Source organism: Xanthobacter albus (assembly GCF_043194895.2).
GTDB lineage: Bacteria > Pseudomonadota > Alphaproteobacteria > Rhizobiales > Xanthobacteraceae > Xanthobacter.
The window spans coordinates 352,560-376,623 of record NZ_CM195532.1; the positions used below are offsets into that span (position 1 = coordinate 352,560).

The 24,064-nt window shown below is 69.5% G+C and carries 22 protein-coding genes; 15 read left to right on the forward strand and 7 right to left on the reverse strand.

Going from position 1 to position 24,064, the window contains the following annotated elements; genetic code table 11:
* Positions 1-2: 2 nt before the first annotated feature.
* The 4 genes from sufB to V5F75_RS01610 all read right to left on the reverse strand — a co-directional run bounded on the left by sufB (position 3) and on the right by V5F75_RS01610 (position 6,848).
* A complete protein-coding gene (gene sufB, locus V5F75_RS01595; RefSeq protein ID WP_394036974.1) occupies positions 3-1,487 on the reverse strand; it encodes a Fe-S cluster assembly protein SufB in 1,485 nt (494 codons plus the stop codon).
* Between the two features lie 335 nt (positions 1,488-1,822).
* A complete protein-coding gene (locus V5F75_RS01600; protein ID WP_393989512.1) occupies positions 1,823-2,017 on the reverse strand; it encodes a 4Fe-4S binding protein in 195 nt (64 codons plus the stop codon).
* A gap of 288 nt (positions 2,018-2,305) precedes the next feature.
* Entirely contained in the window at positions 2,306-4,111 is a 1,806-nt protein-coding gene (gene nifA / locus V5F75_RS01605; protein WP_394036972.1) for a nif-specific transcriptional activator NifA, read from the reverse strand.
* 403 nt (positions 4,112-4,514) lie between these two features.
* A complete protein-coding gene (locus tag V5F75_RS01610; protein ID WP_394036970.1) occupies positions 4,515-6,848 on the reverse strand; it encodes a putative bifunctional diguanylate cyclase/phosphodiesterase in 2,334 nt (777 codons plus the stop codon).
* 330 nt (positions 6,849-7,178) lie between these two features.
* On the opposite strand from V5F75_RS01610, the gene coaBC reads away from it, so the two are divergent.
* The 4 genes from coaBC (at position 7,179) to cysK (ending at position 10,380) form a co-directional block, all read left to right on the forward strand.
* Entirely contained in the window at positions 7,179-8,408 is a 1,230-nt protein-coding gene (gene coaBC, locus V5F75_RS01615) for a bifunctional phosphopantothenoylcysteine decarboxylase/phosphopantothenate--cysteine ligase CoaBC (protein ID WP_394036968.1), read from the forward strand.
* Positions 8,405-8,869 (forward strand): dUTP diphosphatase, encoded by a 465-nt coding sequence (gene dut, locus V5F75_RS01620; RefSeq protein ID WP_394036966.1) that lies wholly within the window; start codon positions 8,405-8,407, stop codon positions 8,867-8,869. The genes coaBC and dut overlap by 4 nt, the downstream gene beginning before the upstream one ends.
* A 21-nt stretch (positions 8,870-8,890) precedes the next feature.
* Positions 8,891-9,331 carry an RrF2 family transcriptional regulator gene (locus tag V5F75_RS01625; RefSeq protein WP_394036964.1) on the forward strand — a complete coding sequence of 147 codons (441 nt, stop codon included), beginning with the start codon at positions 8,891-8,893 and terminating at the stop codon, positions 9,329-9,331.
* Positions 9,332-9,396: 65 nt separating this feature from the next.
* A complete protein-coding gene (gene cysK / locus V5F75_RS01630) occupies positions 9,397-10,380 on the forward strand; it encodes a cysteine synthase A (protein ID WP_394036962.1) in 984 nt (327 codons plus the stop codon).
* Positions 10,381-10,598: 218 nt separating this feature from the next.
* Here the strand turns inward: cysK and V5F75_RS01635 are convergent, their stop codons facing one another.
* Entirely contained in the window at positions 10,599-10,922 is a 324-nt protein-coding gene (locus V5F75_RS01635; RefSeq protein ID WP_394036960.1) for a hypothetical protein, read from the reverse strand.
* A gap of 232 nt (positions 10,923-11,154) precedes the next feature.
* On the opposite strand from V5F75_RS01635, the gene V5F75_RS01640 reads away from it, so the two are divergent.
* From V5F75_RS01640 to ilvD, 3 genes are all read left to right on the forward strand, one after another.
* Positions 11,155-11,544 (forward strand): helix-turn-helix domain-containing protein, encoded by a 390-nt coding sequence (locus V5F75_RS01640; RefSeq protein ID WP_394036958.1) that lies wholly within the window; start codon positions 11,155-11,157, stop codon positions 11,542-11,544.
* A 3-nt stretch (positions 11,545-11,547) separates the two neighbouring features.
* On the forward strand, positions 11,548-12,078 hold the full coding sequence (locus V5F75_RS01645; RefSeq protein ID WP_394036956.1) for a DUF6456 domain-containing protein: 531 nt from the start codon (positions 11,548-11,550) through the stop codon (positions 12,076-12,078).
* 185 nt (positions 12,079-12,263) lie between these two features.
* Entirely contained in the window at positions 12,264-14,117 is a 1,854-nt protein-coding gene (ilvD, locus tag V5F75_RS01650) for a dihydroxy-acid dehydratase (protein WP_394036954.1), read from the forward strand.
* A gap of 113 nt (positions 14,118-14,230) precedes the next feature.
* Here the strand turns inward: ilvD and V5F75_RS01655 are convergent, their stop codons facing one another.
* Positions 14,231-14,776, reverse strand: a complete 546-nt coding sequence (locus V5F75_RS01655) for a CVNH domain-containing protein (RefSeq protein ID WP_394036952.1) — start codon at positions 14,774-14,776, stop codon at positions 14,231-14,233.
* 333 nt (positions 14,777-15,109) lie between these two features.
* Between V5F75_RS01655 and V5F75_RS01660 the strand changes: the two genes are divergently transcribed.
* The 5 genes from V5F75_RS01660 to rpoN all read left to right on the forward strand — a co-directional run bounded on the left by V5F75_RS01660 (position 15,110) and on the right by rpoN (position 20,255).
* On the forward strand, positions 15,110-15,730 hold the full coding sequence (locus V5F75_RS01660) for a ribonuclease D (RefSeq protein WP_394036950.1): 621 nt from the start codon (positions 15,110-15,112) through the stop codon (positions 15,728-15,730).
* Between the two features lie 208 nt (positions 15,731-15,938).
* On the forward strand, positions 15,939-16,805 hold the full coding sequence (lptC, locus tag V5F75_RS01665) for an LPS export ABC transporter periplasmic protein LptC (protein WP_394036948.1): 867 nt from the start codon (positions 15,939-15,941) through the stop codon (positions 16,803-16,805).
* Entirely contained in the window at positions 16,802-17,410 is a 609-nt protein-coding gene (locus tag V5F75_RS01670) for an LptA/OstA family protein (RefSeq protein WP_394036946.1), read from the forward strand. The genes lptC and V5F75_RS01670 overlap by 4 nt, the downstream gene beginning before the upstream one ends.
* A 252-nt stretch (positions 17,411-17,662) precedes the next feature.
* The gene (gene lptB, locus V5F75_RS01675; protein WP_394036944.1) at positions 17,663-18,682 is read left to right on the forward strand and encodes an LPS export ABC transporter ATP-binding protein; all 1,020 of its coding nucleotides are present in this window, start codon (positions 17,663-17,665) and stop codon (positions 18,680-18,682) included.
* 34 nt (positions 18,683-18,716) lie between these two features.
* Positions 18,717-20,255: an RNA polymerase factor sigma-54 gene (gene rpoN / locus V5F75_RS01680; RefSeq protein ID WP_394036942.1), complete on the forward strand. Its 1,539-nt coding sequence runs from the start codon at positions 18,717-18,719 to the stop codon at positions 20,253-20,255.
* Positions 20,256-20,300: 45 nt separating this feature from the next.
* Here rpoN and V5F75_RS01685 read toward each other — a convergent pair whose 3' ends face one another.
* Entirely contained in the window at positions 20,301-20,732 is a 432-nt protein-coding gene (locus V5F75_RS01685; RefSeq protein WP_394036940.1) for an organic hydroperoxide resistance protein, read from the reverse strand.
* Between the two features lie 171 nt (positions 20,733-20,903).
* Here V5F75_RS01685 and V5F75_RS01690 point away from each other — a divergent pair, with 171 nt between their 5' ends.
* The 3 genes from V5F75_RS01690 to nusA all read left to right on the forward strand — a co-directional run bounded on the left by V5F75_RS01690 (position 20,904) and on the right by nusA (position 24,053).
* The gene (locus tag V5F75_RS01690) at positions 20,904-21,368 is read left to right on the forward strand and encodes a MarR family winged helix-turn-helix transcriptional regulator (RefSeq protein WP_394036938.1); all 465 of its coding nucleotides are present in this window, start codon (positions 20,904-20,906) and stop codon (positions 21,366-21,368) included.
* Between the two features lie 256 nt (positions 21,369-21,624).
* Positions 21,625-22,446, forward strand: a complete 822-nt coding sequence (gene rimP, locus V5F75_RS01695) for a ribosome maturation factor RimP (protein WP_394036936.1) — start codon at positions 21,625-21,627, stop codon at positions 22,444-22,446.
* Positions 22,446-24,053 carry a transcription termination factor NusA gene (gene nusA / locus V5F75_RS01700; RefSeq protein ID WP_394036934.1) on the forward strand — a complete coding sequence of 536 codons (1,608 nt, stop codon included), beginning with the start codon at positions 22,446-22,448 and terminating at the stop codon, positions 24,051-24,053. Before rimP ends, nusA begins: the two co-directional genes overlap by 1 nt.
* Positions 24,054-24,064 lie beyond the last annotated feature (11 nt).

Genomic DNA, 24,064 nt, shown 5'->3' on the forward strand with positions numbered 1-24,064 from the left:
CCTCAGCCGACACTGCCTTCGAGGCTGATGGAGATCAGCTTCTGCGCCTCAACGGCGAACTCCATGGGCAGCTGCTGGAGCACGTCGCGCACGAAGCCGTTCACCACCAGGGCCACCGCGTCCTCCTGGGAAAGGCCGCGCTGCATGCAGTAGAACAGCGTTTCCTCGGAGATCTTGGAGGTGGTGGCCTCGTGCTCGAACTGGGCCTTGGGGTTCTTGGCCTCGATGTAGGGCACGGTGTGCGCGCCGCACTGGTGGCCGATCAGCAGAGAATCGCAGTTCGTGAAGTTGCGCGCGCCTTCCGCCTTGCGGTGCGCGGACACGAGGCCGCGATAGGTGTTGTTGGAGCGGCCGGCCGAGATGCCCTTGGAGATGATGCGGCTGGAGGTGTTCTTCCCCAGGTGGATCATCTTGGTGCCGCTGTCCACCTGCTGGCGGCCGTTGGAGATGGCGATGGAGTAGAACTCGCCCGAGGAGCCCTCCCCCCGCAGCACGCAGCTCGGATACTTCCAGGTGATGGCGGAGCCGGTCTCGACCTGGGTCCAGGAGATCTTGGAATTCCTGCCACGGCAATCGCCGCGCTTGGTCACGAAATTGTAGATGCCGCCCTTCCCCTCGGCATCGCCGGGGTACCAGTTCTGCACCGTCGAATACTTGATCTCCGCGTCGTCGAGCACCACCAGCTCGACCACGGCGGCGTGGAGCTGGTTCTCGTCGCGCTGGGGCGCCGTGCAGCCTTCGAGGTAGGACACGTAGGAGCCGGCATCGGCGATGATGAGGGTGCGCTCGAACTGGCCCGTGTTCTTCTCGTTGATGCGGAAGTAGGTGGACAGTTCCATGGGGCAGCGCACGCCCGGCGGGATGTAAACGAAGGACCCGTCCGAGAACACCGCGGAATTGAGCGTCGCGTAGAAATTGTCGGTGGTGGGCACCACGGAGCCCAGATACTTCCGGACGAAATCGGGATGCTCGCGCAGGGCCTCGGAGATGGGCATGAAGATAACGCCCGCCGCCTTCAGCTCCTCCTTGAAGGTGGTGGCGACGGAGACGCTGTCGAACACGGCGTCCACCGCGATCCTCGGCCGCTCGCCCTCCGGCACCTCGACGCCGGCGAGAATCTCCTGCTCGCGCAGCGGGATGCCGAGCTTCTCATAGGTCTTGAGAATCTCCGGATCGACCTCGTCCAGGGACTTGGGCGCCTTGAACTGCTTGGGCGCGGCGTAATAATAGAGATCCTGGAAGTCGATCTGCGGGAAGTCCACGCGCGCCCAGGTGGGCTCGGACATGTTGAGCCAGCGGCGATAAGCATCGAGCCGCCACTCCAGCATCCACTCCGGCTCCTCCTTCTTGGCGGAGATGAAGCGGATGACCTCCTCGGAAAGGCCCTTCGGAGCCTTTTCGGATTCGATCTGGGTCTCGAAGCCGTATTTGTACTGGTCGACGTCGATGGAGCGAACCTGTTCGACTGTTTCCTGTACGGCCGCCATGTCGTCCTCCGTTCAAATTCCCGGCGTTACGCGCACCCAAGCCTGGCGCACCGTGTTCGGACCCGGAGGACGGACGCGGACCGGATGGGTCGGCGCGGCCCGCTCCGGGCATCGGCTGTGAACTTCCGGACCGAAGCCCGCCGGCTTTCGATCCCCGCCTCGCGGCCGGAGAGGCGCCCCCGGCCAGCAGCCGGCAGGCTTTGCCACCGGACCGCCGGAAGCCCTGGCGACGCGCAGCACCGCACCCGGAAGGGGCAAGCGCGCGCCGCCGGCGGACAGAACAGAAGCGCCGCGGAGAACCCCGACGCTGATCGGCCCAAGGGCCGGAGCGGCCGTCAGGCCGGAACGCAGGTGTTCTCCACCGGGCACACCACGGCGCACTGGGGGGTGTCGTAGCTCCCCTCGCACTCGGTGCACTTCTTGGGATCGATCACGTAGGTGTCGCGCTTCAGGCTGATGGCGGCATTGGGGCACTCGAACTCGCAAGCGCCGCACACGGTGCATTGGGAGGTAATGATCTTGTAGGCCATGGGCTAGCTCCGCATGTGCAGATGATGGCAGGCAAGCTCCCCTTTCAAGCCCCGTGCCAGATCGCAATCCATTGATATGCAATCCGTATTTTCCCGGAAGCGGGCGCCGGGGGCTGTCGGGCACCCGACACCGTGTCGTGAGTGCGACACCTGCCACGCCTTCCGGCCGAAGCCAAACGATTGCAAATCATATGCAATTGCGGGGACGGAAGAAAAAAGAAGGCCGGCGGGGCAACCCCGCCGGCCTTCCACGATGCCTTCGCGTGGCAGCCTCCACGCGCGCGGCGCTCAGAAGCGCTTGATCTCGACGCCGTGCTTCTTCAGCGCGTAGCCGATCTGCCGGGGGGTGAGGCCCAGCAGGCGGGCGGCCTTGGCCTGCACCCAGCCGGCGCGCTCCATGGCATCCACCAGCCGCTCCCGCTCGGAGGGGTCATCCTCCTCGCCCAGGGGCCGCGCCACCGCCGCCGCGGAGGCCGGCGGCATGGCGACGGGCATGGCCGGGGGAATGCGCGGCGCGGTGTTGGAATTGGCGGCCTCGCTGGCCGCCGCGGGGGGCGGGGCGGCGACCACCGGAAGCGGAATGTCCACGCCGCGGTGGTGGGGCCCCGCCTCCGCCGGATTGCGCCACAGCAGGGCCGAGAGGCACTCGTTGTGGCGGCAGGCGAAATCGTCGCGGTGGATCGCCTCGCCCTGGGCCAGGGTGGCGGTGCGCTGCACGCAGTTCTCCAGCTCGCGCACGTTGCCGGGGAAGCCACAGTGCGTCAGCACCTCGAGGGCATCGCGCCCGAACAGCAGCTCGCGCCCGTTCTCCCGGTTGAAGCGATCCAGGAACTCGTTGGCGAGCAGCGGAATGTCACTGCGCCGGTCGCGCAGCGAGGGCACCAGCACCGGGATCACCGAGATGCGGTAGTAGAGATCGGCGCGGAACTCGTTGCGCGCCACCGCCTCCTCCAGGTTCCGGTTGGTGGCCGCGACCACCCGCACGTTCACCTTGAGGGTGTGGCTGCCGCCGACCCGCTCGAACTCCTGCTCCTGCAGCACGCGCAGCAGCTTGGCCTGGAAGGCGGGCGAGATCTCGCCGATCTCGTCGAGGAAGAGCGTGCCCTTGTCGGCCAGCTCGAAGCGCCCCTTGCGGGCCCCCACCGCGCCGGTGAAGGCGCCCTTCTCATGGCCGAACAGCTCGGATTCCAGAACCGATTCCGGCAGCGCCGCGCAGTTGAGCTTGATGAAGGGCCCCTTGGCGCGGTTCGAAAGCTCGTGGATCGCCTTGGCGATCAGCTCCTTGCCGGTGCCGGATTCGCCGCGCAGCAGCACCGGCGAATGGGACTTGGCGACGATGGTGATCTTCTCCAGCAGCGCCCGGATCTCGGGGCTCTCGCCCACGATGCCGTCCACGTACACCTTGCGCCGCTCGCGGGTGGGCTTCAGCTCCAGCAGCTCCTTCTGCAGGCGCCCGCTCTCCGCCATCAGCCGCTCGCGGTCACGCGTGACCACGCGGTGCAGCTGCACGGTCTGGCCGATGAGGTTGGCCACCATGGTGAGGAAGCGCACATCCGAATCGAGGCGGAACACGGAACGTCCGTCCCACACCCGGTCGATGGTCAAGGTGCCGATCACCCTCGAGGCGACGCGGATGGGCACGCCGATGAAGGACACGCGGCTGTCCGCGCTGGCGCCGAGCGCCTCGGCGTCGGCGGTGCTGAAGGCCGGATGGCTCGCCACGTTCTCGGCGATCAGCGGCACCGCCGTGGCGATGATCTGGCCGATGGCCTTCTCCGGCAGGCGGGCGCGATAGCGCGCATCCGTCCCCTCGTTCCAGCCGACACCCACGGTGATGTCCGGGATGCCATCGTCCTCGAGCAATGAAATCACGCCGTGGCGCATCTGCAGGAAGGAAGAAAGCAGGTTCACCACGCTCGACAAAGTCGTTTCCAGACGGTTGGGACCCGTCAGGATCTTCGAGATCTCGTAGATCCCCGTGAGCGCGACGTCACTCAACGACACGAGAGGCATGTGCGCGGACGCAGCATCATGCTGCGGATGCACCGCCTCCAGATGGGCTGCTTCCGGGTGAACCGCTTCTTCAATGGCCATGGTGTTGTCTCCGTCACCTCGGACCGCCCCCCGTTTCTTTGTCTGTTTAGCGACATTTTGAGTTAGATTTATTCTGATGTCGTGCACAACCTGCAGGCAAAGTTGCCCATTTGATAGGCATGCCTCAATAAGCCGCTGTGATATCAGCTGGAATGCAGCGCCTGCGACGGAATGTACTTCTGGTCACATCCGCGACATCGCGCAGGGCCTGAAAAGTACAATTTGTTTCCTTACAAGAAATACAGGAGATGAGGAGTCCGGCAGGATATCCCTGTACACAACTCATCTTTGCGCGTGGCGCGCGCATCGGGCCAGCGCTCCGGGACAGCCCGGAACACAAAGCATTCAATCGATGGATGCGGGCAACGCCCCCGAGCAGCCGGAGCCTGCCGCGGTCCGCCGCTCACATGAAGAGATCGAGCCGCGCGCGCGCGGCCTGCGCGTTCTCAGCCCGCAGCAGGGCCGGCACCTCCTGGCTCGGCAGCGGCCGGAAGAACAGGAAGCCTTGCGCGAACTGGCAGCCCCGCTCACGCAGGAACCGTGCCTGGCCCGCCGTTTCCACCCCCTCCGCCACCACCCGCATGCCAAGATTGCGCCCGAGCTCGATCACCGCGCAGACGATGGCGGTGTCGAAGGCGTCCTGCTCGATGTCCTTCACGAAGCCGCGGTCGATCTTGATGGTGTCGATGGGCAGCTGCTTCAGGTGGATGAGCGCGGCGTAGCCGGTGCCGAAATCGTCCAGCGCCACCCGCACCCCCGCCCGGTAGAGCTCGTCGAGGATCGGGGCCACATGGTCCGAGTTGCGGCCGAGGAAGACGGTTTCGGTGATCTCGACATCGAACCGGTCGGGCTCCACGCCGGCGGCATGGAACTGGCGCAGCAGCGTCTCGCCCAGGTCGCGGTGGGTGAACTCCGCCGCAGAGAGGTTGATGGCGACGCGGCCGCAGTCGTACCCCGCCTCGATCCAGCCGCGCACGTCGCTGGTGACCCGGCGCACCATCCGCTCGCCGATCATCACCGCCACCTCCCGGTCCATGAGCGCGAGCTCGAACGCGGCCGGGGCCAGCACCACATGCTCCGAGCGGCGCCAGCGCACCAGCGCCTCGAACCCCGCCAGCCGCCCGGTGGTGAGGCACACCTTCGGCTGGTAGAAGGGCTCGATCTGGTCGTCGGCGAGGGCGGCGGTGATGTCGCGCAGCAGCGTCACGCGTTCCTGCACCGCCTGGCGCATGCCCGGCGCGTAGATCATCAGCCGGTTGCGGCCCTGCTGCTTGGCGGCATAGAGCGCGAGGTCCGCGTCCTTCATCAGCTCGCCATAGGTGCAGTCGTGCTCCGGGCAGGCGGCGATGCCCACGCTGGCACGGGTGGAGAGCTGGCGCCCCTGGCAGGTCACGGGCCGCCTGAGGTCGGTGAGGACGCGCTGGGCCAGCCGCCGGCCGGCCTCCATGGCCTCCGGCGCCACCAGCAGCACCACGAATTCGTCGCCGCCGAGCCGCGCGACCGTGCCGAGCCCGTCGGTCAGCGCGGCGAGCCGCTGCGCGGTCTCCGCGAGCACCATGTCGCCGGCGTCATGGCCGAGCGAATCGTTGACGTCCTTCAGCCCGTCGAGGTCGATGAGCAGCAGGCAGACGCCCTCCGCCGGACGCCGCGTGCCGAACGCCGCCTCCAGCCGCGCATGGAAGGCGGCGCGGTTGGGCAGGCCGGTGAGCGAATCGTGCGTCGCCGCGTAGCGCACCTGCTGCTCCACCGCCGCCCGCTCGGTGATGTCGATCACCGCCGCCACCATGCCCGGCTCCCCGCCGAACTCGACCGGAGAGGCAGCCAGCAGCACATCGCGCCGGGTGCCGTCCGCGAGGCGGATGGCGGTGGAGAAATCTGTTACCGCACCCTCCTCCTGCAGGCGCTGCAGGAGGAGGGTGCGCTCACGTGTGGAAAGGTAAATGTCAGGGGTCTTCACCCGAAGAGCCGCGTCCTGCGAGATGCCGTAGAAGCGCAAGGCCGCTTCGTTGCACTTCAGCACGGTACCGTCCGCGAGCGTGCTCGCCACCAGCGGCACCGGCACGGCCTGGAAGGTCTTCTCCAGCAGGTTCTCGCTCTCGCGCAGGCGCGCATTGGCCCGCTTCCCGGCGATCACCGCCGCCCATTGCAGGCGATCCAGCCGGTTGGCCCGCGAGACCACGATCATCATGGCCGCGTTCAGCGTCCCCACCGCCACGGCAAGGCCCGCCGCCAGGCGCCAGGGCTCGGCGGGGTCCAGATAGCCCAGCAGCAGCAGCGCGCTGAGGCCGACCCCGTTGAACACGCACAGCCAGAAGGGCAGCGGCACGGTGAGGTAATATATTGTGGGCAGAAGCACGACCACGAACAGGGCCAGCTCGCTGCGCGTGCCCACCAGCACCGCCACCGCCGCGCCCGTGACCCATTGCCAGAGGGTCTCCACCGCGTCGAGCTCGCGCGCCCGGCGGGTCAGGTGCCCGGCCACGAGGCAGAACAGGGAGATGAAGATGACGCTGAAGCGCGCCGAGAGCGCCACCACGAAGTGCGCGGTGCCCTCGAATCGCCAGTCGCTCAGCAGGAAGAAGGCATTGAGCACCGCCGACAGGGCGAACAGCAGCCGCGCGTGGCCCTTGGCCACGTCGAGCCGGTCGGCGCGAAAGGCGGCCTCCACCGCCGGGTCCTTGAATTCCCCGCCGAAAGCCGTGAGGCGTGGCTCATCGGACGCGTTCACCTGCACCATGCTCGCCCCCGCCTCACGACGCGATACGCCCGGATAACGGACGCAAAAGACCAAGCCCTGTCAACTCTCTAGATCGTTTCAGCATTTCATGGAAACGCGGAAACGATCCAGCCTCCTGCAATGACGCGCTTCCTTCACGCGAACCGGCCTCCACTTCGCTCGGAAACGCTCTAAGCGGCAGGCCGGCCACCGGGAGCCGCCGCCGGCCGCCCCGGCCGGTGTTCGAGGGGCACCCGCGCTCGCGCAGGAGAGGCGCCCGCGCTATATGCCTTCGGGCCGCCCGGCCACCGAGGCGAGGCGGCGTTCCCGTGGCCATTCCGGAGCCCGCCGATGCTCGCCGAGCAGCGCATTCTCCTCATCATCGGTGGCGGGATCGCCGCCTACAAGTGCCTCGACCTCATCCGCCGCCTGAAGGAGCGCGGCGCGCGGGTGCGCGCCATCCTCACGCCGGCGGCGCAGCAGTTCGTCACCCCCCTCTCGGTGGGCGCGCTCACCGGCGAGCGGGTGTTCTGCGAGCTGTTCGACCTCACCGCCGAGCACGACATCGGCCATATCAGGCTCTCGCGCGAGGCGGACCTGGTGGTAGTGGCCCCGGCCACCGCCGACCTGCTGGCCAAGATGGCCGCCGGCCTCGCCGACGACCTCGCCTCCACCGCCCTGCTGGCCACCGACAAGCCGGTGCTGGTCGCCCCCGCCATGAACCCGCGCATGTGGGCGCATCCGGCCACCCGGCGCAACCTCGCCACCCTGCGGGCGGACGGCATCGCCGTGGTCGGGCCGAACGCCGGCGCCATGGCGGAGCGCGGCGAGTTCGGCGAGGGCCGCATGGCCGAGCCCATGGAGATCCTCGACGCCATCGCCCGGCGCCTCGCGGAGGCGGGCGGCGCCGGACGGCCGCTCGCCGGACGACGCCTGCTCGTCACCTCCGGCCCCACCCATGAGCCCATCGACCCGGTGCGCTACATCGCCAACCGCTCGTCCGGCAAGCAGGGGCACGCCATCGCCGCCGCCGCCGCGCGCGCGGGCGCCGAGGTGGTGCTCATCAGCGGCCCCGCCGAGGCGGCGGACCCCGCCGGGGTGCGGGTGATCCATGTGGAGAGCGCGCGCGAGATGCTGGACGCGGTGGAGGCCGAGCTGCCGGCGGATGCGGCCGTCTTCGCCGCCGCCGTCGCCGACTGGCGGGTGGCCGGGGCGGCGGAGCAGAAGATCAAGAAGGACGGCGGCGGCCCACCCGTCCTGACCCTGGTGGAGAACCCCGACATCCTCGCAACGATCTCACGCCACCCCACCCTGAGGCCGCGCCTGGTGGTGGGCTTCGCTGCGGAAACGCAGGCGGTCATCGCCCACGCCGAGGCCAAGCGCGCGCGCAAGGGCTGCGACTGGATCGTCGCCAACGACGTCTCCCCCGCCACCGGCATCATGGGCGGCGACAGCAACACCGTGCACATCGTGAGCGCGGAGGGGGTGGAGCACTGGCCGCCCGCCTCCAAGGCCGAGGTGGCCGCCCGCCTCGTCGCGCGCATCGCAAAGGCGCTCCCCGCCACGGAGGACGAGGCATGAGCCGGCCCGTCGTCTCCGTCGTGCGCCTGCCCCACGGCGCCGGCCTGCCCCTGCCCGCCTACGCCACCGCCGGCGCCGCCGGCCTCGACCTGCCCTGCGCGGTGGCCGAGGACGCGCCGCTCGTCCTCGCGCCCGGCGCCATCGCCGCCGTGCCCACCGGCTTCGCCCTCGCCTTGCCCGAGGGCTACGAGGGGCAGGTGCGGCCCCGCTCCGGCCTCGCGCTGAAGCACGGCATCACCGTGCTCAACAGCCCCGGCACCATCGACTGGGACTATCGGGGCGAGGTGAAGGTGATCCTCGTCAACCTGGGACCCGAGCCCTTCGCCTTCACCCGCGGCATGCGCATCGCCCAGCTGGTGGTGGCGCCGGTCACGCAAATAATGCTGGCAGAATCCGGAGAATTAGTGGAAAGTGCACGCGGCGTCGGTGGTTTTGGATCAACAGGGCTTTCCGGCGCGTGATTGAGAGATAGTCACACGGAAATGCCGCGTTTATCCGACAAGAGCCTTCTGGCCATCGCCGCCGTGGTGGATGTCGCCGTTCATGCGCGCGGCACTCCGGTTGCCGCCAAGGCCCTCGCCGCCCGTCACGGCCTTCCGCCCCGGCGGCTGGAGCCGGTGCTCCAGGCCCTGGTGCATGCCGGCGTGCTGAAGGGCGTGCGCGGCCCGCGCGGCGGCTACGAGCTGGCGCGCGAGCGCCGGCGCGTGTCGGTGGCGGAGATCGTGCGCGTGGTCGAGGGCGCCGAGGAAGAGAACGAGATCATCCTGCCGCCCCTCGTCACCGACGTGGTGCAGCCGGCCGTCTCCGCCGCCGAGACCACCTTCGACACCGCCCTCGACGCAGTGACCCTCGAGGATCTCTGCCGCGCCGCCGACAGCACCGGGCACGGGCCCGACCGCACCGACATCGATTTCACCATCTGAACTTTCCGCGAGGCCCCGCCGCACTCCGCGCGAGGCCGCAATATTGAGCAATCCAGGAGCCGACCATGGCCGAATCCGCCAAAGTCATTCCCGCCAAGCTCCCGCGCCCCGGCCGCGGCGTGGTCTATGATTCCATCACCGAGACCATCGGCAACACGCCCCTGGTGCGCCTGAAGCGCCTGCCGCAGCTGCGCGGCGCTCGCGCCGACATCCTCGCCAAGCTGGAGTTCTTCAACCCCATCAACAGCGTGAAGGACCGCATCGGCGTCGCCATGATCGAGGCGATGGAGAAGGAAGGCGCGCTGGACGCGGACACCGTGCTGGTGGAGCCCACCTCCGGCAACACCGGCATCGCGCTCGCCTTCGTGGCGGCCGCGCGCGGCTATCGCCTCATCCTGGTGATGCCGGAGAGCATGTCCATGGAGCGCCGCAAGATGGTGGCGCTGCTCGGTGCCGAGCTGGTGCTCACCCCCGCCAACCTGGGCATGAAGGGCGCCGTGGCCAAGGCCGAGCAGCTCATCCAGGAGCTGCCCAAGGCGGTGATGCCCCAGCAGTTCAAGAACAAGGCCAACCCCGAGGTGCACCGGCACACCACCGCCGAGGAGATCTGGAACGACACCGAAGGCAAGGTGGATGTGGTGGTGGCCGGCGTCGGCACCGGCGGCACCATCACCGGCATCGGCCAGGTGCTGAAGGCCTACAAGCCCTCCGTCCGCATCGTCGCGGTGGAGCCGGAGGATTCGCCGGTGCTGTCCGGCGGCGCGCCCGGCCCGCACAAGATCCAGGGCATCGGCGCCGGCTTCGTCCCCGACGTGCTCGACCGCTCCATCATCGACGAGGTGGTGACGGTGGGCAACCAGACCGCCTTCGACACCGCCCGCGCGCTCGCCCGCTATGAGGGCATTCCCGGCGGCATCTCCTCCGGCGCCGCCATCGCGGCCGCGCTGGAGATCGCAGGGCGCGAAGAGCTCGCCGGCAAGACCATCGTCGCCATCGTCCCCTCCTTCGCCGAACGCTACCTTTCCACCGCCCTGTTCGAAGGGCTCTGAGACCGCGTGCCGCGACGGCGGCCGGGCCCGGCGCCCGGCGGCCCGCGGGGGCGGAGCCCTCCGCCCCCCTCTTCCTCCGGCCCCAGGGATGCGGCGGCCTTTCCGCATCGCCGTGCCTTCGCCGACCTTTGGCCCGCACGCGGCGCCCCGCCTGCCCTGGGCCGCGCCTAGAGCAATTCCAGCAAGAACGCGCAGCGCGCTTTGCGTCCGGAATTGCGTCAAGCCAATAAGTTAGAGCATTTCCGGCGGACCGGCTTTCGCCGGAAATGCTCTAGGCCACGCCCGTTTTCCCGATCACCCTTCGCCGCCCCTGTGGCCCCCGCGCTCCGCGCCCTCCACAAACGCGCGAGCGCCGCATGGCGGGCGGGATCGTAGTGGAGGGCGCCGGTCCGGCCCGCCCGCCGCGCGTCCCGCAACGCGCGCTCAATGTCACGCGGATCGGCGAACAGCACCGCCAATGCCGCCAGGCGCCGCTCCACCTGCGCCTCCGCCTCCTCGCAGCGAAATGCCCTGATGCGCCCCGCGCGCCGCTCGATCTCCATCGCATCCTTCCCCTGCAGCCGAACGGCACCAGAGTGAGGGCAGAGGAGGGTAATGGGGATAAAATCCTACCACAACATCGCCTACGCGACATCCCCTATGCTGGAAATCATTCGATTTATTAAGGTATTAAATCGTCCCTCGCGACACCCTCACGCGGAAGGCGCCATCCCCCCGACCTTGCAACGCGCCATGATGAGTGTAGGATTATAAACCTATATCCACGAGGTTGCGATGTCCCTGACCGATGCGCCATCCCCCCTTTCCGCCCGCGTGCGGAGCGCGCCCATTGTCGCCCGACCGCTTCCGCCCGCCCGCCGGGAACCCGCCCCTCCGGCGCGGATCGCCATCGCGCTGGTCTGCGCCGCCGAGGGCGTGGATGTGGAGGGCCTGCTGGCGCTCCACCGCTCCCCGGCCCAAGTGGCGGCGGCGCGCCAGCTCGCCATGTATCTCGCCCATGTGGTGCTGGGCCTTTCCCAGGCCGAGGTGGCGCGGGCCTTCGGGCGGGATCGGACCACGGTCGCCCATGCCTGCCGCCGCATCGAGGACCAGCGCGACGAGGCCGGGTTCGACCGGCACGTCGCCGCGCTGGAAGCCGGCCTGCGCTGGGCGGCGGAGCGCTAGCCCATGGCCCGCCCCGCCTCCGCCCGCCCCGCCCGCGCGCCGCGAACGACCGCAGCCGCGAAACCCCTGCGCAATCTCTCGGAAAGCCCGCTCACCTGGCTCGCCCGCCGCGCCGGGCGGGACGGACGCCCGCTGGTGGACGCGGCGCAGCTCGCCGCCGGCGAGCGCCTGCGCGCCGACTTCACCCGCGCCAGCCTGACGCCCCGCGTCACCAGCCGCTGGGAGCCGACGCCCGGCGGTGGCGGGCCGGAAGCCTTCACCGACATGGTGCTCACGGCCAAGTCCCGGTTCGACCGCGCGCTCGGCGCCGTGGGGCCCGAGCTGTCCGGCGTGCTGGTCGACGTGTGCTGCTTCCTGAAGGGGCTGGAGGAGGTGGAGGGCGAGCGGCGCTGGCCCGCGCGCACCGCCAAGGTGGTGCTGGGCCTCGCCCTCGACCGGCTCGCCGCCCACTACGGCCTTTCCGCCGCCGCGCGGGGCCGGGACCACGCACCCATGCGCGCCTGGACCGCGCCCGACACCAAGCCGCCGCCGTGAGCCGGCCTCGGCGGCGCTCCGGCGCGCCGCGCGTTTTGAAATGATTTCACTTCGCCCGAATTCGCTCTAAGACAGCCGGCACAATCTTGCGCCTGGAGCGCCGGCCGCGCACGAAGGTGTCGGCGGACCAACGGCGCCCCACGCGACCGCACGGAAAAGTCCCGCACGAGAAGGCGAAGAGGAAGATGCCCCAATACCGCTCCCGCACCTCCACCCACGGCCGCAACATGGCCGGCGCCCGCGGCCTGTGGCGCGCCACCGGCATGAAGGACGGGGACTTCGGCAAGCCCATCATCGCGGTGGTGAACTCCTTCACCCAGTTCGTGCCTGGCCATGTGCACCTGAAGGACCTCGGCCAGCTGGTGGCGCACGAGATCGAGAAGGCGGGCGGCGTCGCCAAGGAGTTCAACACCATCGCGGTGGATGACGGCATCGCCATGGGCCACGACGGCATGCTCTATTCCCTGCCCTCGCGCGAGATCATCGCCGACAGCGTGGAATACATGGTGAACGCCCACTGCGCCGACGCCATGGTGTGCATCTCCAACTGCGACAAGATCACCCCCGGCATGCTGATGGCGGCGCTGCGCCTCAACATTCCCGCCGTGTTCGTCTCGGGCGGGCCCATGGAGGCGGGCAAGGTGCTGCTCTCCACCGGCCCCAAGAAGGTGGACCTCATCGACGCCATGATCGCCGCGGCGGACGACAAGGTCAGCGACGCCGACGTGCAGGTGATGGAGCGTTCCGCCTGCCCCACCTGCGGCTCGTGCTCGGGCATGTTCACGGCCAACTCCATGAACTGCCTCACCGAGGCGCTGGGCCTGTCACTGCCCGGCAACGGCTCCATCCTCGCCACCCACGCCGACCGCAAGCGCCTGTTCGTGGAGGCGGGGCACCTGATCGTCGATCTCGCGCGCCGCTATTACGAGCAGGACGACGCGCGCGTGCTGCCGCGCGCCATCGCCACCTTCGAGGCGTTCGAGAACGCCATGACGCTGGACATCTCCATGGGCGGCTCCACCAACACGGTGCTGCACCTGCTCGCCGCCGCCAACGAGGGCGAGGTGCCGTTCACCATGGCGGACATCGACCGCCTCTCGCGCAAGGTGCCGGTGCTGTGCAAGGTGGCCCCCGCCGTGGCCGACATCCACATGGAGGATGTCCACCGGGCCGGCGGCATCATGGGCATCCTCGGCGAACTGGACCGGGCGGGCCTCATCCACACCGGCCTGCCCACCGTCCACGCCCCGACGCTGAAGGACGCGCTCGACCGCTGGGACGTGAAGCGCACCACGGCCGAGAGCGTCACCACCTTCTATCGCGCCGCGCCCGGCGGCGTGCCCACCCAGGTGGCCTTCAGCCAGGCCAGCCGCTGGGACACGCTGGACGTCGACCGTGAAAAGGGCGTCATCCGCGACCTGGAGCATGCCTATTCCAGGGATGGCGGCCTCGCCGTGCTGTTCGGCAACATCGCGCTGGATGGCTGCATCGTGAAGACGGCCGGGGTGGATGCCTCCATCCTCACCTTCAAGGGCCCGGCCCGCATCTTCGAGAGCCAGGACGCGGCGGTGGAGGCGATCCTCTCCACCGGGCGCATCCAGGCCGGCGACGTGGTGCTGATCCGCTACGAGGGCCCGCGCGGCGGCCCCGGCATGCAGGAGATGCTCTACCCCACCTCCTACCTGAAGTCGAAGGGCCTCGGGAAAGCCTGCGCCCTGGTGACGGACGGGCGCTTCTCCGGCGGTTCCTCGGGCCTGTCCATCGGCCACGTCTCCCCCGAGGCGGCGGAGGGCGGCGCCATCGGCCTGGTGGAGGAAGGCGACATCATCGAGATCGACATCCCCAACCGCGTCATGCGCGTGGCGGTGCCGGACACGGTGCTGGAGCAGCGGCGCGCCGCCATGGAAGCGACCGGCGAGGCCGCATGGAAGCCGCGGAACCGCAAGCGCGTGGTCTCTCAGGCGCTGCAGGCCTATGCGGCGCTCACCACCTCCGCCGCCCGCGGCGCGGTGCGCGACGTGCGCGGCATCCGGCGCTGATCGCCATCCCCGGCGCCGGCAATCGCCGCGCCGGGGATGGACCCGCTGCAGATACGGGAAGCAAAAGAAAAGGGGGGCGCTGCGAGCGCCCCCCTTTCCACGTCCGGTTCCGTTCAGCGGCAGACCAGCGCGCCGTTGAAGTTCGCGATGTTGGACCGCGGCCCGCAGGTCTGGAGGTTGAGGCGCGCATCGCGCCAGCGGCCGTTCATGTCGCGGCAGTCGGCGCCGAGCCACAGGCCGATCACCCGCACGTTGCGGCAGGACTGCAGGTAGGAGCCGGGCGGGATCGGACCCGACTGCGGGCCGGGACCGGGGCCGGGACGAGGGCCATAACCAGGACCAGGACCAGGGCCGAAACCGGGGCCGCCGGGCGGCGGGCCGCGGCGGCGCTCGCACCACAGGTTGCCATCCTGGTTGGAGATATCGCCGCGGCAGCTGAAGACGTCGGGCAGCGTGGTGGGGTTGAAGAAGCCCCGGCGGGTCTGGCACATGGCCTGCAGGTCGCGGCCGTGGCGCACGCGCACGTCGCGGCAGGAGGAGAGATAGCTGCCGGGAGGCGCCGGCTGCGCCTGCGCCGGCTCGGCGGCGCCGGCGAACAGGATCACGAGCAGCGTGAGGAGACCCGCCCAGCCTCCGCACGGATTCACAAATCGTTTCATGTCAACTCCCAGCCCGAGCCGCGTGAAAACCAACGATGCCCCTCCCCCGTCCGGCGGCGAAGCCGGCCGGCGCGGGATGCGGGCGACGGAAAGGACGGGCACTGCGGCGCCGCGACGAATCGCAGCAATGCCCGGCGCGGCGCGGCCCCGCCCGGGCGGAAGCGCCGGCGGCGCGCCGACGCGGCGCACCACGGCCGCGCTCTTAGCACGGTAGCGGAAAGCCCGCGACATTCGCTTGCGCTTCCACCCGCCACGCGCGTAGCTGTCGGCGACGCCGCTCCGGATCGGGGCGTCGCCTCCCTTGACCCCTCCGGGAACGAGAACGCACCGCCCATGACCATCCGCCTGCACCAGGGCGACCTGCCCGCCGACTTCGTGGCCGCGCCCGTGGTCGCCATCGACACCGAGACCATGGGGCTCAATCCCTTCCGCGACCGGCTCTGCCTGGTGCAGCTCTCCAACGGCGACGGCAGCGCCGATCTCGTGCAGATCCCCCAGGACGCCAACGCCCAGACCGCACCCAATCTGGTGCGGCTGCTCACCGATCCGTCGGTGACCAAGCTGTTCCACTTCGGCCGGTTCGACATCGCCATCCTGCAGCACACCTTCCGGGTGATGCCGCAGCCGGTGTGGTGCACCAAGATCGCCTCGCGCCTCGTGCGCACCTATACCGACCGCCACGGCCTGAAGGAGCTGGTGCGCGAGCTGCTCGGGGTGGACATCTCCAAGCAGCAGCAGAGCTCGGACTGGGGCGCCGGCGACCTCACCGACGCCCAGCTCACCTATGCCGCCTCCGACGTGCTCCACCTGCACGCGCTGAAGGCGCGGCTGGAGGAGATGCTGGCCCGCGAGGGGCGCACCGCGCTCGCCGCCGCCTGCTTCGCCTTCCTGCCGGCGCGCGCCGCGCTCGACATCGCCGGGTGGGCGGAAGAGGACATCTTCTCCCACTCCTGACCGGGAGCCACGGGGAAATGTGCGCTGCAGCAATGCCTTATCCGGCGCCCTTGCGCGCGGCGCGCATTTCGGACAATTTGGCCGCCCGGCACGCGGGGCGACGCGTTGCGCGGGCCGCCGGTGCTTGGGGGCGTCCAGTCCCGTAATTTGTCCTGTCCCGGAGGCCTGCGGCGCGGGCCGGAATTCACCTTGCCGCCGGAAGGGGAAGATGAACCGACACGTGCCGCCACGCGATCTCGACAGGCCGGAAGCCGCCGCCTTCACCCCGCCCCCGCCCCCCGACTTCGTCCGGGCGCGGCGCCACAGCGCGCGCGTGCGCTGGATCCGCCGGCTGCTGCCGCTTTCCGTGGCCGCGGCGGTGGTGGTGATCGGCGCCGGCGCGCTCCTCAACAGCCTCCAGGTGAAGATCGAGCTGCCGTTCGACATCGGCCGGCTCAGCCTTTCGGGCTCGCGGCTCACCATGGAGCTGCCCAAGCTCTCCGGCTTCACCGATGACAACCGCGGCTATTCCGTCACCGCCAAGACGGCGACGCAGGACATCACCCAGCCCGACGTCATCGACCTCACCGACATCGACGCCCGCCTGGAGATGGCCGACAACGGCTGGGCCACCGTGCAGGCCAAAAAGGGCAGCCTCGACACCAAGAAGCAGTTCATCGTGCTCGACGACGGGGTGGAGCTCGCCATGAAGGGCGGCTACGGCGGCCACCTCCAGAATGCGGACGTGGACGTGAAGGCCGGCACCATCACCAGCCAGAAGCCGGTGGTCTTCACCTATCTCGACGGCAAGCTGGTGGCGGATTCGCTGAAGGTGACCGACCGCGGCCAGAAGGCCCTGTTCGTGGGCAATGTGCAGCTCGACTTCCGGCTCTCCGAGATTTCCAAGGCCCGCGCCGAAGAGGCCAAGGAGGCCAAGGCGACGGAGGAGGCGAAAGCCGCCGCCGCCCGCGCCAGGTCCCGTGCCCCCGAACCGCCGGCCGCCAGCCGCCCCGCCCCCTCCGGCAAGAGCGCCGCCGACGGGGAAGCCGACAACGTGCCCCTCATCACCTCTCCACGACCGGTGCCCCACCCATGATCTCGACCACCCGCCGCACGCTCGGCGCGCTGATGCTGGCCACGACGGCGCTGGTCGCCGGCGCGCTCCTGATGGACGCGGCCGCCCTGGCGCAGGGGCAGAACGTGCCCAACGCCCTCCAGGGCTTCGCCCGCAACCGCGACGAGCCGGTGCGCGTGAACGCCGACTCGCTGGAGGTGCGCGACAAGGACAAGGTGGCGGTCTTCTCCGGCAACGTGGTGGTGGTGCAGGGCGACACCACGCTGAACTCCAAGGATCTCCAGGTCTATTACGACGGCTCGGTGGCGGCGCCCGAGCAGGGCTCCGAGATGAAGCAGGGGCAGATCCGCAAGCTGGAAGCCACCGGCGGCGTGGTGGTGCGCACCAAGGACCAGACCGCCACCGGCGACACCGGCGTGTTCGAGATGAAGTCGAACACCGTCACCCTCACCGGCAAGCCGGTGGTGCTCACCCAGGGGCCGAACGTGATCCGCGGCCAGAGGCTGGTGGTGAACCTCATCTCCGGCGTGTCGCGCTTCGAGGGCGGGCGCGTGGAGAGCCTGATCGTCCCCGGCAGCCTGAAGAACCAGGCACCGCCGGCACCGCCCCCCGCGCAGAGACGCTGACGCGGAACGAAAGGGCCCGCTGGAGCCGGATACGGGTGCGCCCGGCCGCCGCAGCCGCGCGCCGGCCGCCGTGGCCGGCGGATCAGTTTGTTGCGCGTGGATGCGACACTTTCGCGACGCACCGGCCTCGCGCCCTCCCCCTTCCGCCGGCGCCCGCGCTCCCGCCTCGGCCCATTTTTTGCATGTAACGTTGCATCCCTGACGTGGACGTTCTAAACCTAACTCCCAAGGGGCCGTGGGCCGGAGGTAGACTTGAACGTCCTTTCCCTATTCGGCGGGGGCGCTGAGAAGCGCCGAACCAGCAAGATTCAGCCGCGCGTCGTCCACGATGCCGCGCTGGACGACGACCAGGACGGGCTGGACGCCCCCTTCTTCCCCCAGGAGACCGCCGCGCGGCGCGCGGCGCCTGCGGCGGGCCCGGCGCGCTCCGGTGAAGGCTTTGCCACACGGATGCCCGACCCGCCCGCGGCGGAGGACTGGGACGACGACCTCGCGGACGAAGCCCTGCCCCCCTACGACGACCTGGACGACCCCTATGCCCACGCCGGGGTGGGCTCGCTCGCGGCCTACGGCCTCGCCAAGACCTATGGCGGCCGCAAGGTGGTGCGTGACGTCTCCATGTATGTGCGCCGGGGCGAGGCGGTGGGGCTGCTCGGCCCCAACGGCGCCGGCAAGACCACCTGCTTCTACATGGTCACCGGCCTGGTGAAGGCCGACGCCGGCCGCATCGAGCTCGACGGCCACGACGTGACCCCCATGCCCATGTATCGCCGGGCGCGGCTCGGCATCGGCTACCTGCCCCAGGAAGCGTCCATCTTCCGCGGCCTCACGGTCGAGGGCAACATCATGGGCGTGCTGGAGGTGACCGAGCCCAGCCGTCGCAAGCGGCAGGAGGAGATGGAGCAGCTCCTGGAGGAGTTCAAGATCACCCACGTGCGCAAGTCGCCCGCCATCGCCCTTTCCGGCGGCGAGCGGCGGCGCGTGGAGATCGCCCGCGCGCTGGCGAGCCGCCCCTCCTTCATGCTGCTGGACGAGCCCTTCGCCGGCATCGACCCCATCGCGGTGGGCGACATCCAGGCCCTGGTGCGTCACCTCACCACCCGCGGCATCGGCGTGCTCATCACCGACCACAACGTGCGCGAGACGCTGGGCCTCATCGACCGCGCCTACATCATCCATTCCGGCGAGGTGCTGATGGAGGGCGACCCCGACTCCATCGTCTCCAATCCGGACGTGCGGCGGCTCTACCTCGGCGAGGAGTTCCGCCTGTGATCCATCACCCGCCTTGCGCCGGGGAGGGCCGCGGATGGCGCTGACCCCCAAGCTCGAGTTCCGGCAAAGCCAGTCCCTGGTGATGACGCCGCAGCTGATGCAGGCCATCAAGCTGCTGCAGCTCTCCAACATGGAGCTGGTGGCCTATGTGGAGGCCGAGCTGGAGCGCAACCCGCTTCTGGAGCGGGCGAGCGAGGATGGCGGCCCGGCCGAGAGCCCCGAAATCGAAGCCCCCGAGCCCCCCGCCAGCGACCGCGACGGGGAGGCCGGCGACTGGATGGAGCGGGACATGGAGCCGAGCCGGGCGGAGATGGAAACCCGCCTCGACACCGACCTCGGCAATGTCTTTCCCGATGACGCCCCCGCCGAGCGCGCGGCGGCCACGACGCCCTCCGGCCCCTCCTCCTCCACCGACTGGAGCGGCGGCGGCGGCGAGCGGAGCGAGGACTACAACCCCGAAGCCTTCCTCACCGCGGAAACCACCCTCGCCGACCACCTGGAAGCCCAGCTCGCGGTGGCGGAGGCGAACCCGGCCCGCCGGCTGATCGGGCTGCATCTCATCGGGCTGATCGACGAGACCGGCTATTTCACCGGCGATCTCGACCAGGTGGCCGAGCAGCTCGCCGCCAGCCGCGACGAGGTGGAGGACATGCTCAAGCTCATCCAGAGTTTCGAGCCCACCGGAGTGGGCGCGCGCAGCCTCGCCGAGTGCCTCGCGCTCCAGCTTAAGGAGCGCGACCGCTACGACCCCGCCATGCAGGCGCTGGTGGAGAACCTGGAGCTTCTGGCGAAGCACGATCGCAATGCCCTGAAACGCGTGTGCGGGGTGGATGCCGCCGACATCGCCGACATGATCGGCGAGATCCGCCGGCTCGATCCCAAGCCCGGCCTCGCCTTCGGCTCGGGCGTGGTGCATCCGCTGGTGCCGGACGTCTATGTGCGGCCCGGCCCGGACGGAGCCTGGCTGGTGGAGCTCAACTCCGAGACCCTGCCGCGGGTGCTGGTGAACCAGACCTACCACGCGACCGTGGCGAAGGTGGCCAAATCGGCGCAGGACAAGAGCTTCCTGGCCGAATGCCTGCAGAGCGCGAGCTGGCTCACCCGCTCGCTGGACCAGCGGGCGCGCACCATCCTGAAGGTGGCGAGCGAGATCGTGCGCCAGCAGGATGCCTTCCTGCTGCACGGCGTGCGCCACCTGCGGCCGCTGAACCTGCGCACGGTGGCCGACGCCATCGGCATGCACGAATCCACCGTCTCGCGCGTCACGTCCAACAAGTACATCTCCACCCCGCGCGGCGTGGTGGAGATGAAGTTCTTCTTTTCCTCCGCCATCTCCGCCTCCGGCGGGGGCGAGGCCCATTCGGCGGAGGCAGTGCGCCACCACATCAAGACCCTCATCGAGGCCGAGGCGCCGACCGACATCCTCTCCGACGACACGCTGGTGCAGAAGCTGAAGGAAGAGGGCATCGATATCGCCCGCCGCACGGTGGCGAAGTATCGGGAGGGCATGAACATCCCCTCCTCCGTCCAGCGCCGTCGCGAGAAGATGGCCCTGCGCAGCGAGGCGGGCTGAGCCGGCGCCCGGCGCACGGCCGGGCACCCCTTCAGGCCCGCCGGATCACACCAGGCTGAGCGCCACGTTCACATTGCCGCGGGTCGCGTTGGAGTAGGGGCACACGATGTGCGCCTTCTCGATGAGCGCCTGCGCGGCCGCCTTCTCCACCCCCGGCAGGTCGATGGCCAGCGCGATGTCGAGCCCGAAGCCGCCGCCATCCGCGCGCGGGCCGATGCCCACCGTGGCGGTGACGCTGGCATCCGCCGGCACCTTCACGCCGCCGCCCTGGGACGCGACGAACTTCATGGCGCCGAGGAAGCAGGCCGCATAGCCGGTGGCGAACAGCTGCTCGGGGTTCACACCCTCCCCGCCGGGGCCGCCCAGCTCCTTGGGAACAACCAGCTTCACATTGAGATTGCCATCCAGCGTGCCGGACTGGCCATCGCGGCCACCGGTGGCGCGGGCGGAGGTGCGATAGAGGACGTTGACGGACATGGCTTTTCCTTTCGTGGGCTTAGGTTCAAGCGACTCAGGAAGACGCTTACGATTAAATCGTGCACGATCTATCTCCCAGTCCCGCCGAGCTGTCAAGCGCTTGCGATTTGATCGCGCGCTATTTATTTTCACGCCATGATCCCCGCCTTCAAATCGGCGCCCGGAGCGACGATGACCACCGACACCCCCGCCGACCCGCCGCCGCTGGACCATTTCCTGTGCTTCGCCATCTATGCGGCGGGCCACGCCTTCAACCGCGTCTACAAGCCGCTGCTGGACGCCATCGGCCTCACTTATCCGCAATATCTCGTGATGGTGGCGCTGTGGGAGCAGGACGACCAGACGGTGGGCGCCTTGGGCGGGCGGCTCTCCCTCGAATCGAGCACTCTCACGCCGCTGCTGAAGCGCCTGGAAGCCATGGGCCATGTCTCCCGCGCCCGCGACACCAGGGACGAGCGCGTGGTGCGGGTGCGCCTCACGCCCCAGGGGCGGGCTTTGAAAGAGGAGGCGAAGCGCATCCCCGGCTGCATCCTTGCGGCCACCGGCCTCGATATCGCCGATCTCGCGCGGCTCCAGCGGGAGATCGGCGCGCTCAGGAGCAGGCTGGAGGAGGCCGCGCCCGGCGCGGGCGCCTGATCGCGCGCGACCTGGGCGGGGCGCCGCGATCCGCACGGCCCATCTTGCGTATCGCGAGATTCCAGCTATATTTGCCTAGTCCCCGGATGGGGATGCCTCAGCGCCATCGCAGTCGAAGGTGATGAGAGTGGGTCCCCTCGGGGGTCCGCTCCGTTTCTGTTTATCTCATCTCGACCACGGACGCTCCGGCGCAGAATTCATTCCGGCGGCCCGCGCTTTCGACCAGCGCCGCCCGCCTCAGCCGTCCCGGAGGGACATGACCGACACCGGCATCGTGCGCGACGATCAGAACGAGCCGCGCCTCATCACCGAAACCGGAGTGGCCGCCCGCGTGGCCGCCATCGCCGATGGCGTGCTCGGCGCGCTCGGCTTCCGCCTGGTGCGCGTGAAGGTGACCAATCGCGACGGCGGCACGGTGCAGATCATGGCCGAGCGCCCCGACGGCACCATGACCATCGACGATTGCGAGGCCGCCTCCCGCGCCCTCTCTCCGGTGCTCGACGTGGACGATCCCATCGCCGGCGCCTACCGGCTGGAAATGTCCTCCCCCGGCATCGACCGCCCGCTGGTGCGCCGCTCCGATTTCGAGCGCTGGGCGGGGCACGAGGTGAAGGTGGAGATGAGCGTTCCGGTCGCCGGCCGCAAGCGCTTCCGCGGCCATCTCGAAGGCGTCGAGGGCGCGGCCGCCGTGGTGCGTCGCGACGACGCCCGCGCGGACGAAGAGGCCGTCGTCCAGCTGCCCCTCACCGACATCCACGATGCGCGGCTCGTGCTCACGGATGCCCTCATCACCGCCGCGCTGCGCGCCGCCAAGGCGGCCGGCCACACGCTGGACGATGACGAGGAAGCCTTCCTGGAGGGCGAGGACGGCGCGCTGGCGTTCGACGACGAGGTCGCCAACGACAATCTGGTCGAGGACGAGGCCCCGGCCAAGCCCGCGCGCAAGCCTGTGGCCAACAAGGCCGCCACCGGCAAGGTGGCCGGCAAGAAGGCCAAGGGCAAGAAGGCGACGGGCAAGAAGTCCAACGCCAAGACATCCAGTTTCGAGATCACCAGCACCGTGAAGGAGACGCACTGATGGTGGCCGTCAGCGCAAACCGGCTGGAGCTTCTGCAGATCGCCGACGCGGTCGCGCGGGAGAAGTCCATCGATCGCTCCATCGTCATCGCCGCCATGGAAGATGCCATCGCCAAGGCCGCGCGCTCGCGCTACGGCCAGGAGACGGACATCCACGCGGACATCAACCCGCGCACCGGCGAGCTGCGCCTCGCCCGCCACCTGCTGGTGGTGGATGACGTGGAGAACACCGCCACCGAGATCACTCTGGACGGCGCCCGCCGCCACAACCCCGCCGCCCAGGTGGGCGACACCATCGCCGACACCCTGCCCCCGTTCGACTTCGGCCGCATCGCGGCGCAGAGCGCCAAGCAGGTCATCGTGCAGAAGGTGCGCGAGGCCGAGCGCGACCGGCAGTATGACGAATACAAGGACCGCATCGGCGAGGTGGTGAACGGCCTCGTCAAGCGCGTCGAGTACGGCAACGTGGTGGTGGACCTCGGGCGTGGCGAAGGCATCCTGCGCCGCGACGAGCTGCTCCCGCGCGAGACGGTGAAGACCGGCGACCGCATCCGCGCCTATATCTACGATGTGCGCCGCGAGCCGCGCGGCCCCCAGATCTTCCTCTCCCGCACCCATCCCCAGTTCATGGCGAAGCTGTTCGCCCAGGAAGTGCCGGAAATCTACGACGGCGTGGTCGAGATCAAGGCGGTCGCCCGCGACCCCGGCTCCCGCGCCAAGATCGCCGTCATCTCCCGCGATTCCTCGGTGGATCCCGTGGGCGCCTGCGTCGGCATGCGCGGCTCGCGCGTGCAGGCGGTGGTGAACGAGCTGCAGGGCGAGAAGATCGACATCATCCCCTGGAACAACGACATCGCGACCTTCATCGTGAATGCGCTGGCGCCGGCGGAAGTGGTCAAGGTGGTGCTCGACGAGGATCGCGAGCGCATCGAGGTGGTGGTGCCCGACGCCCAGCTCTCGCTGGCCATCGGCCGCCGCGGCCAGAACGTGCGCCTCGCCACCCAGCTCACCGGCTGGGACATCGACATCATGACCGAGCAGGAGGAGAGCGAGCGGCGGCAGAAGGAATTCGCCGAGCGCACCAAGATGTTCTCCGAGGCCCTCGATCTCGACGAGATGATGGGCCAGCTGCTCGCCTCCGAGGGCTTCAGCTCGGTGGAGGAGATCGCCTACGTGCCGGTGTTGGAGCTCGCCTCCATCGAGGGCTTCGACGAGGACACCGCCGCCGAGCTCCAGGCCCGCGCCCAGAAGCATCTGGCGGAGGTGGAGGAAGCCCTCGACGACCGCCGCAAGGAGCTGGGTGTCGAGGACGACCTGAAGACCCTCTCCGGCGTCACCACGAAGATGCTGGTGGCGTTCGGCGAGAACGACATCAAGAGCGTCGAGGACCTCGCGGGCTGCGCCACCGACGACCTCATCGGCTGGTCGGAGCGTAAGGACGGCGAGACCGTGCGCCATGCCGGCGCTCTCGACGGCTTCGAATTCTCCCGCGAGGACGCCGAGCAGCTCATCATGCATGCCCGTGTCGCCGCCGGCTGGATCGAGGCGCCGGAAGACGACGAGGCGGTGGAAGACGAGGCGGAAGACGCCTCCCAGGCCGACGCCTGAGAGCCAAGGGA

What these genes read in the sequence shown, in the direction of transcription:
- ilvD (WP_394036954.1), top strand. Translation starts at nt 12,264, where the DNA reads ATGCCCCAATACCGCTCCCGCACCTCCACCCACGGCCGCAACATGGCC.
- V5F75_RS01635 (WP_394036960.1), bottom strand. Translation starts at nt 10,922, where the DNA reads ATGGAGATCGAGCGGCGCGCGGGGCGCATCAGGGCATTTCGCTGCGAG.
- rimP (WP_394036936.1), top strand. Translation starts at nt 21,625, where the DNA reads ATGACCGACACCGGCATCGTGCGCGACGATCAGAACGAGCCGCGCCTC.
- V5F75_RS01690 (WP_394036938.1), top strand. Translation starts at nt 20,904, where the DNA reads ATGACCACCGACACCCCCGCCGACCCGCCGCCGCTGGACCATTTCCTG.
- V5F75_RS01670 (WP_394036946.1), top strand. Translation starts at nt 16,802, where the DNA reads ATGATCTCGACCACCCGCCGCACGCTCGGCGCGCTGATGCTGGCCACG.
- V5F75_RS01645 (WP_394036956.1), top strand. Translation starts at nt 11,548, where the DNA reads ATGGCCCGCCCCGCCTCCGCCCGCCCCGCCCGCGCGCCGCGAACGACC.
- V5F75_RS01625 (WP_394036964.1), top strand. Translation starts at nt 8,891, where the DNA reads ATGCCGCGTTTATCCGACAAGAGCCTTCTGGCCATCGCCGCCGTGGTG.
- dut (WP_394036966.1), top strand. Translation starts at nt 8,405, where the DNA reads ATGAGCCGGCCCGTCGTCTCCGTCGTGCGCCTGCCCCACGGCGCCGGC.
- V5F75_RS01660 (WP_394036950.1), top strand. Translation starts at nt 15,110, where the DNA reads ATGACCATCCGCCTGCACCAGGGCGACCTGCCCGCCGACTTCGTGGCC.
- V5F75_RS01685 (WP_394036940.1), bottom strand. Translation starts at nt 20,732, where the DNA reads ATGTCCGTCAACGTCCTCTATCGCACCTCCGCCCGCGCCACCGGTGGC.
- V5F75_RS01600 (WP_393989512.1), bottom strand. Translation starts at nt 2,017, where the DNA reads ATGGCCTACAAGATCATTACCTCCCAATGCACCGTGTGCGGCGCTTGC.
- nusA (WP_394036934.1), top strand. Translation starts at nt 22,446, where the DNA reads ATGGTGGCCGTCAGCGCAAACCGGCTGGAGCTTCTGCAGATCGCCGAC.
- V5F75_RS01610 (WP_394036970.1), bottom strand. Translation starts at nt 6,848, where the DNA reads ATGGTGCAGGTGAACGCGTCCGATGAGCCACGCCTCACGGCTTTCGGC.
- V5F75_RS01640 (WP_394036958.1), top strand. Translation starts at nt 11,155, where the DNA reads ATGTCCCTGACCGATGCGCCATCCCCCCTTTCCGCCCGCGTGCGGAGC.
- rpoN (WP_394036942.1), top strand. Translation starts at nt 18,717, where the DNA reads ATGGCGCTGACCCCCAAGCTCGAGTTCCGGCAAAGCCAGTCCCTGGTG.
- lptC (WP_394036948.1), top strand. Translation starts at nt 15,939, where the DNA reads ATGAACCGACACGTGCCGCCACGCGATCTCGACAGGCCGGAAGCCGCC.
- sufB (WP_394036974.1), bottom strand. Translation starts at nt 1,487, where the DNA reads ATGGCGGCCGTACAGGAAACAGTCGAACAGGTTCGCTCCATCGACGTC.
- coaBC (WP_394036968.1), top strand. Translation starts at nt 7,179, where the DNA reads ATGCTCGCCGAGCAGCGCATTCTCCTCATCATCGGTGGCGGGATCGCC.
- cysK (WP_394036962.1), top strand. Translation starts at nt 9,397, where the DNA reads ATGGCCGAATCCGCCAAAGTCATTCCCGCCAAGCTCCCGCGCCCCGGC.
- nifA (WP_394036972.1), bottom strand. Translation starts at nt 4,111, where the DNA reads ATGGCCATTGAAGAAGCGGTTCACCCGGAAGCAGCCCATCTGGAGGCG.
- V5F75_RS01655 (WP_394036952.1), bottom strand. Translation starts at nt 14,776, where the DNA reads ATGAAACGATTTGTGAATCCGTGCGGAGGCTGGGCGGGTCTCCTCACG.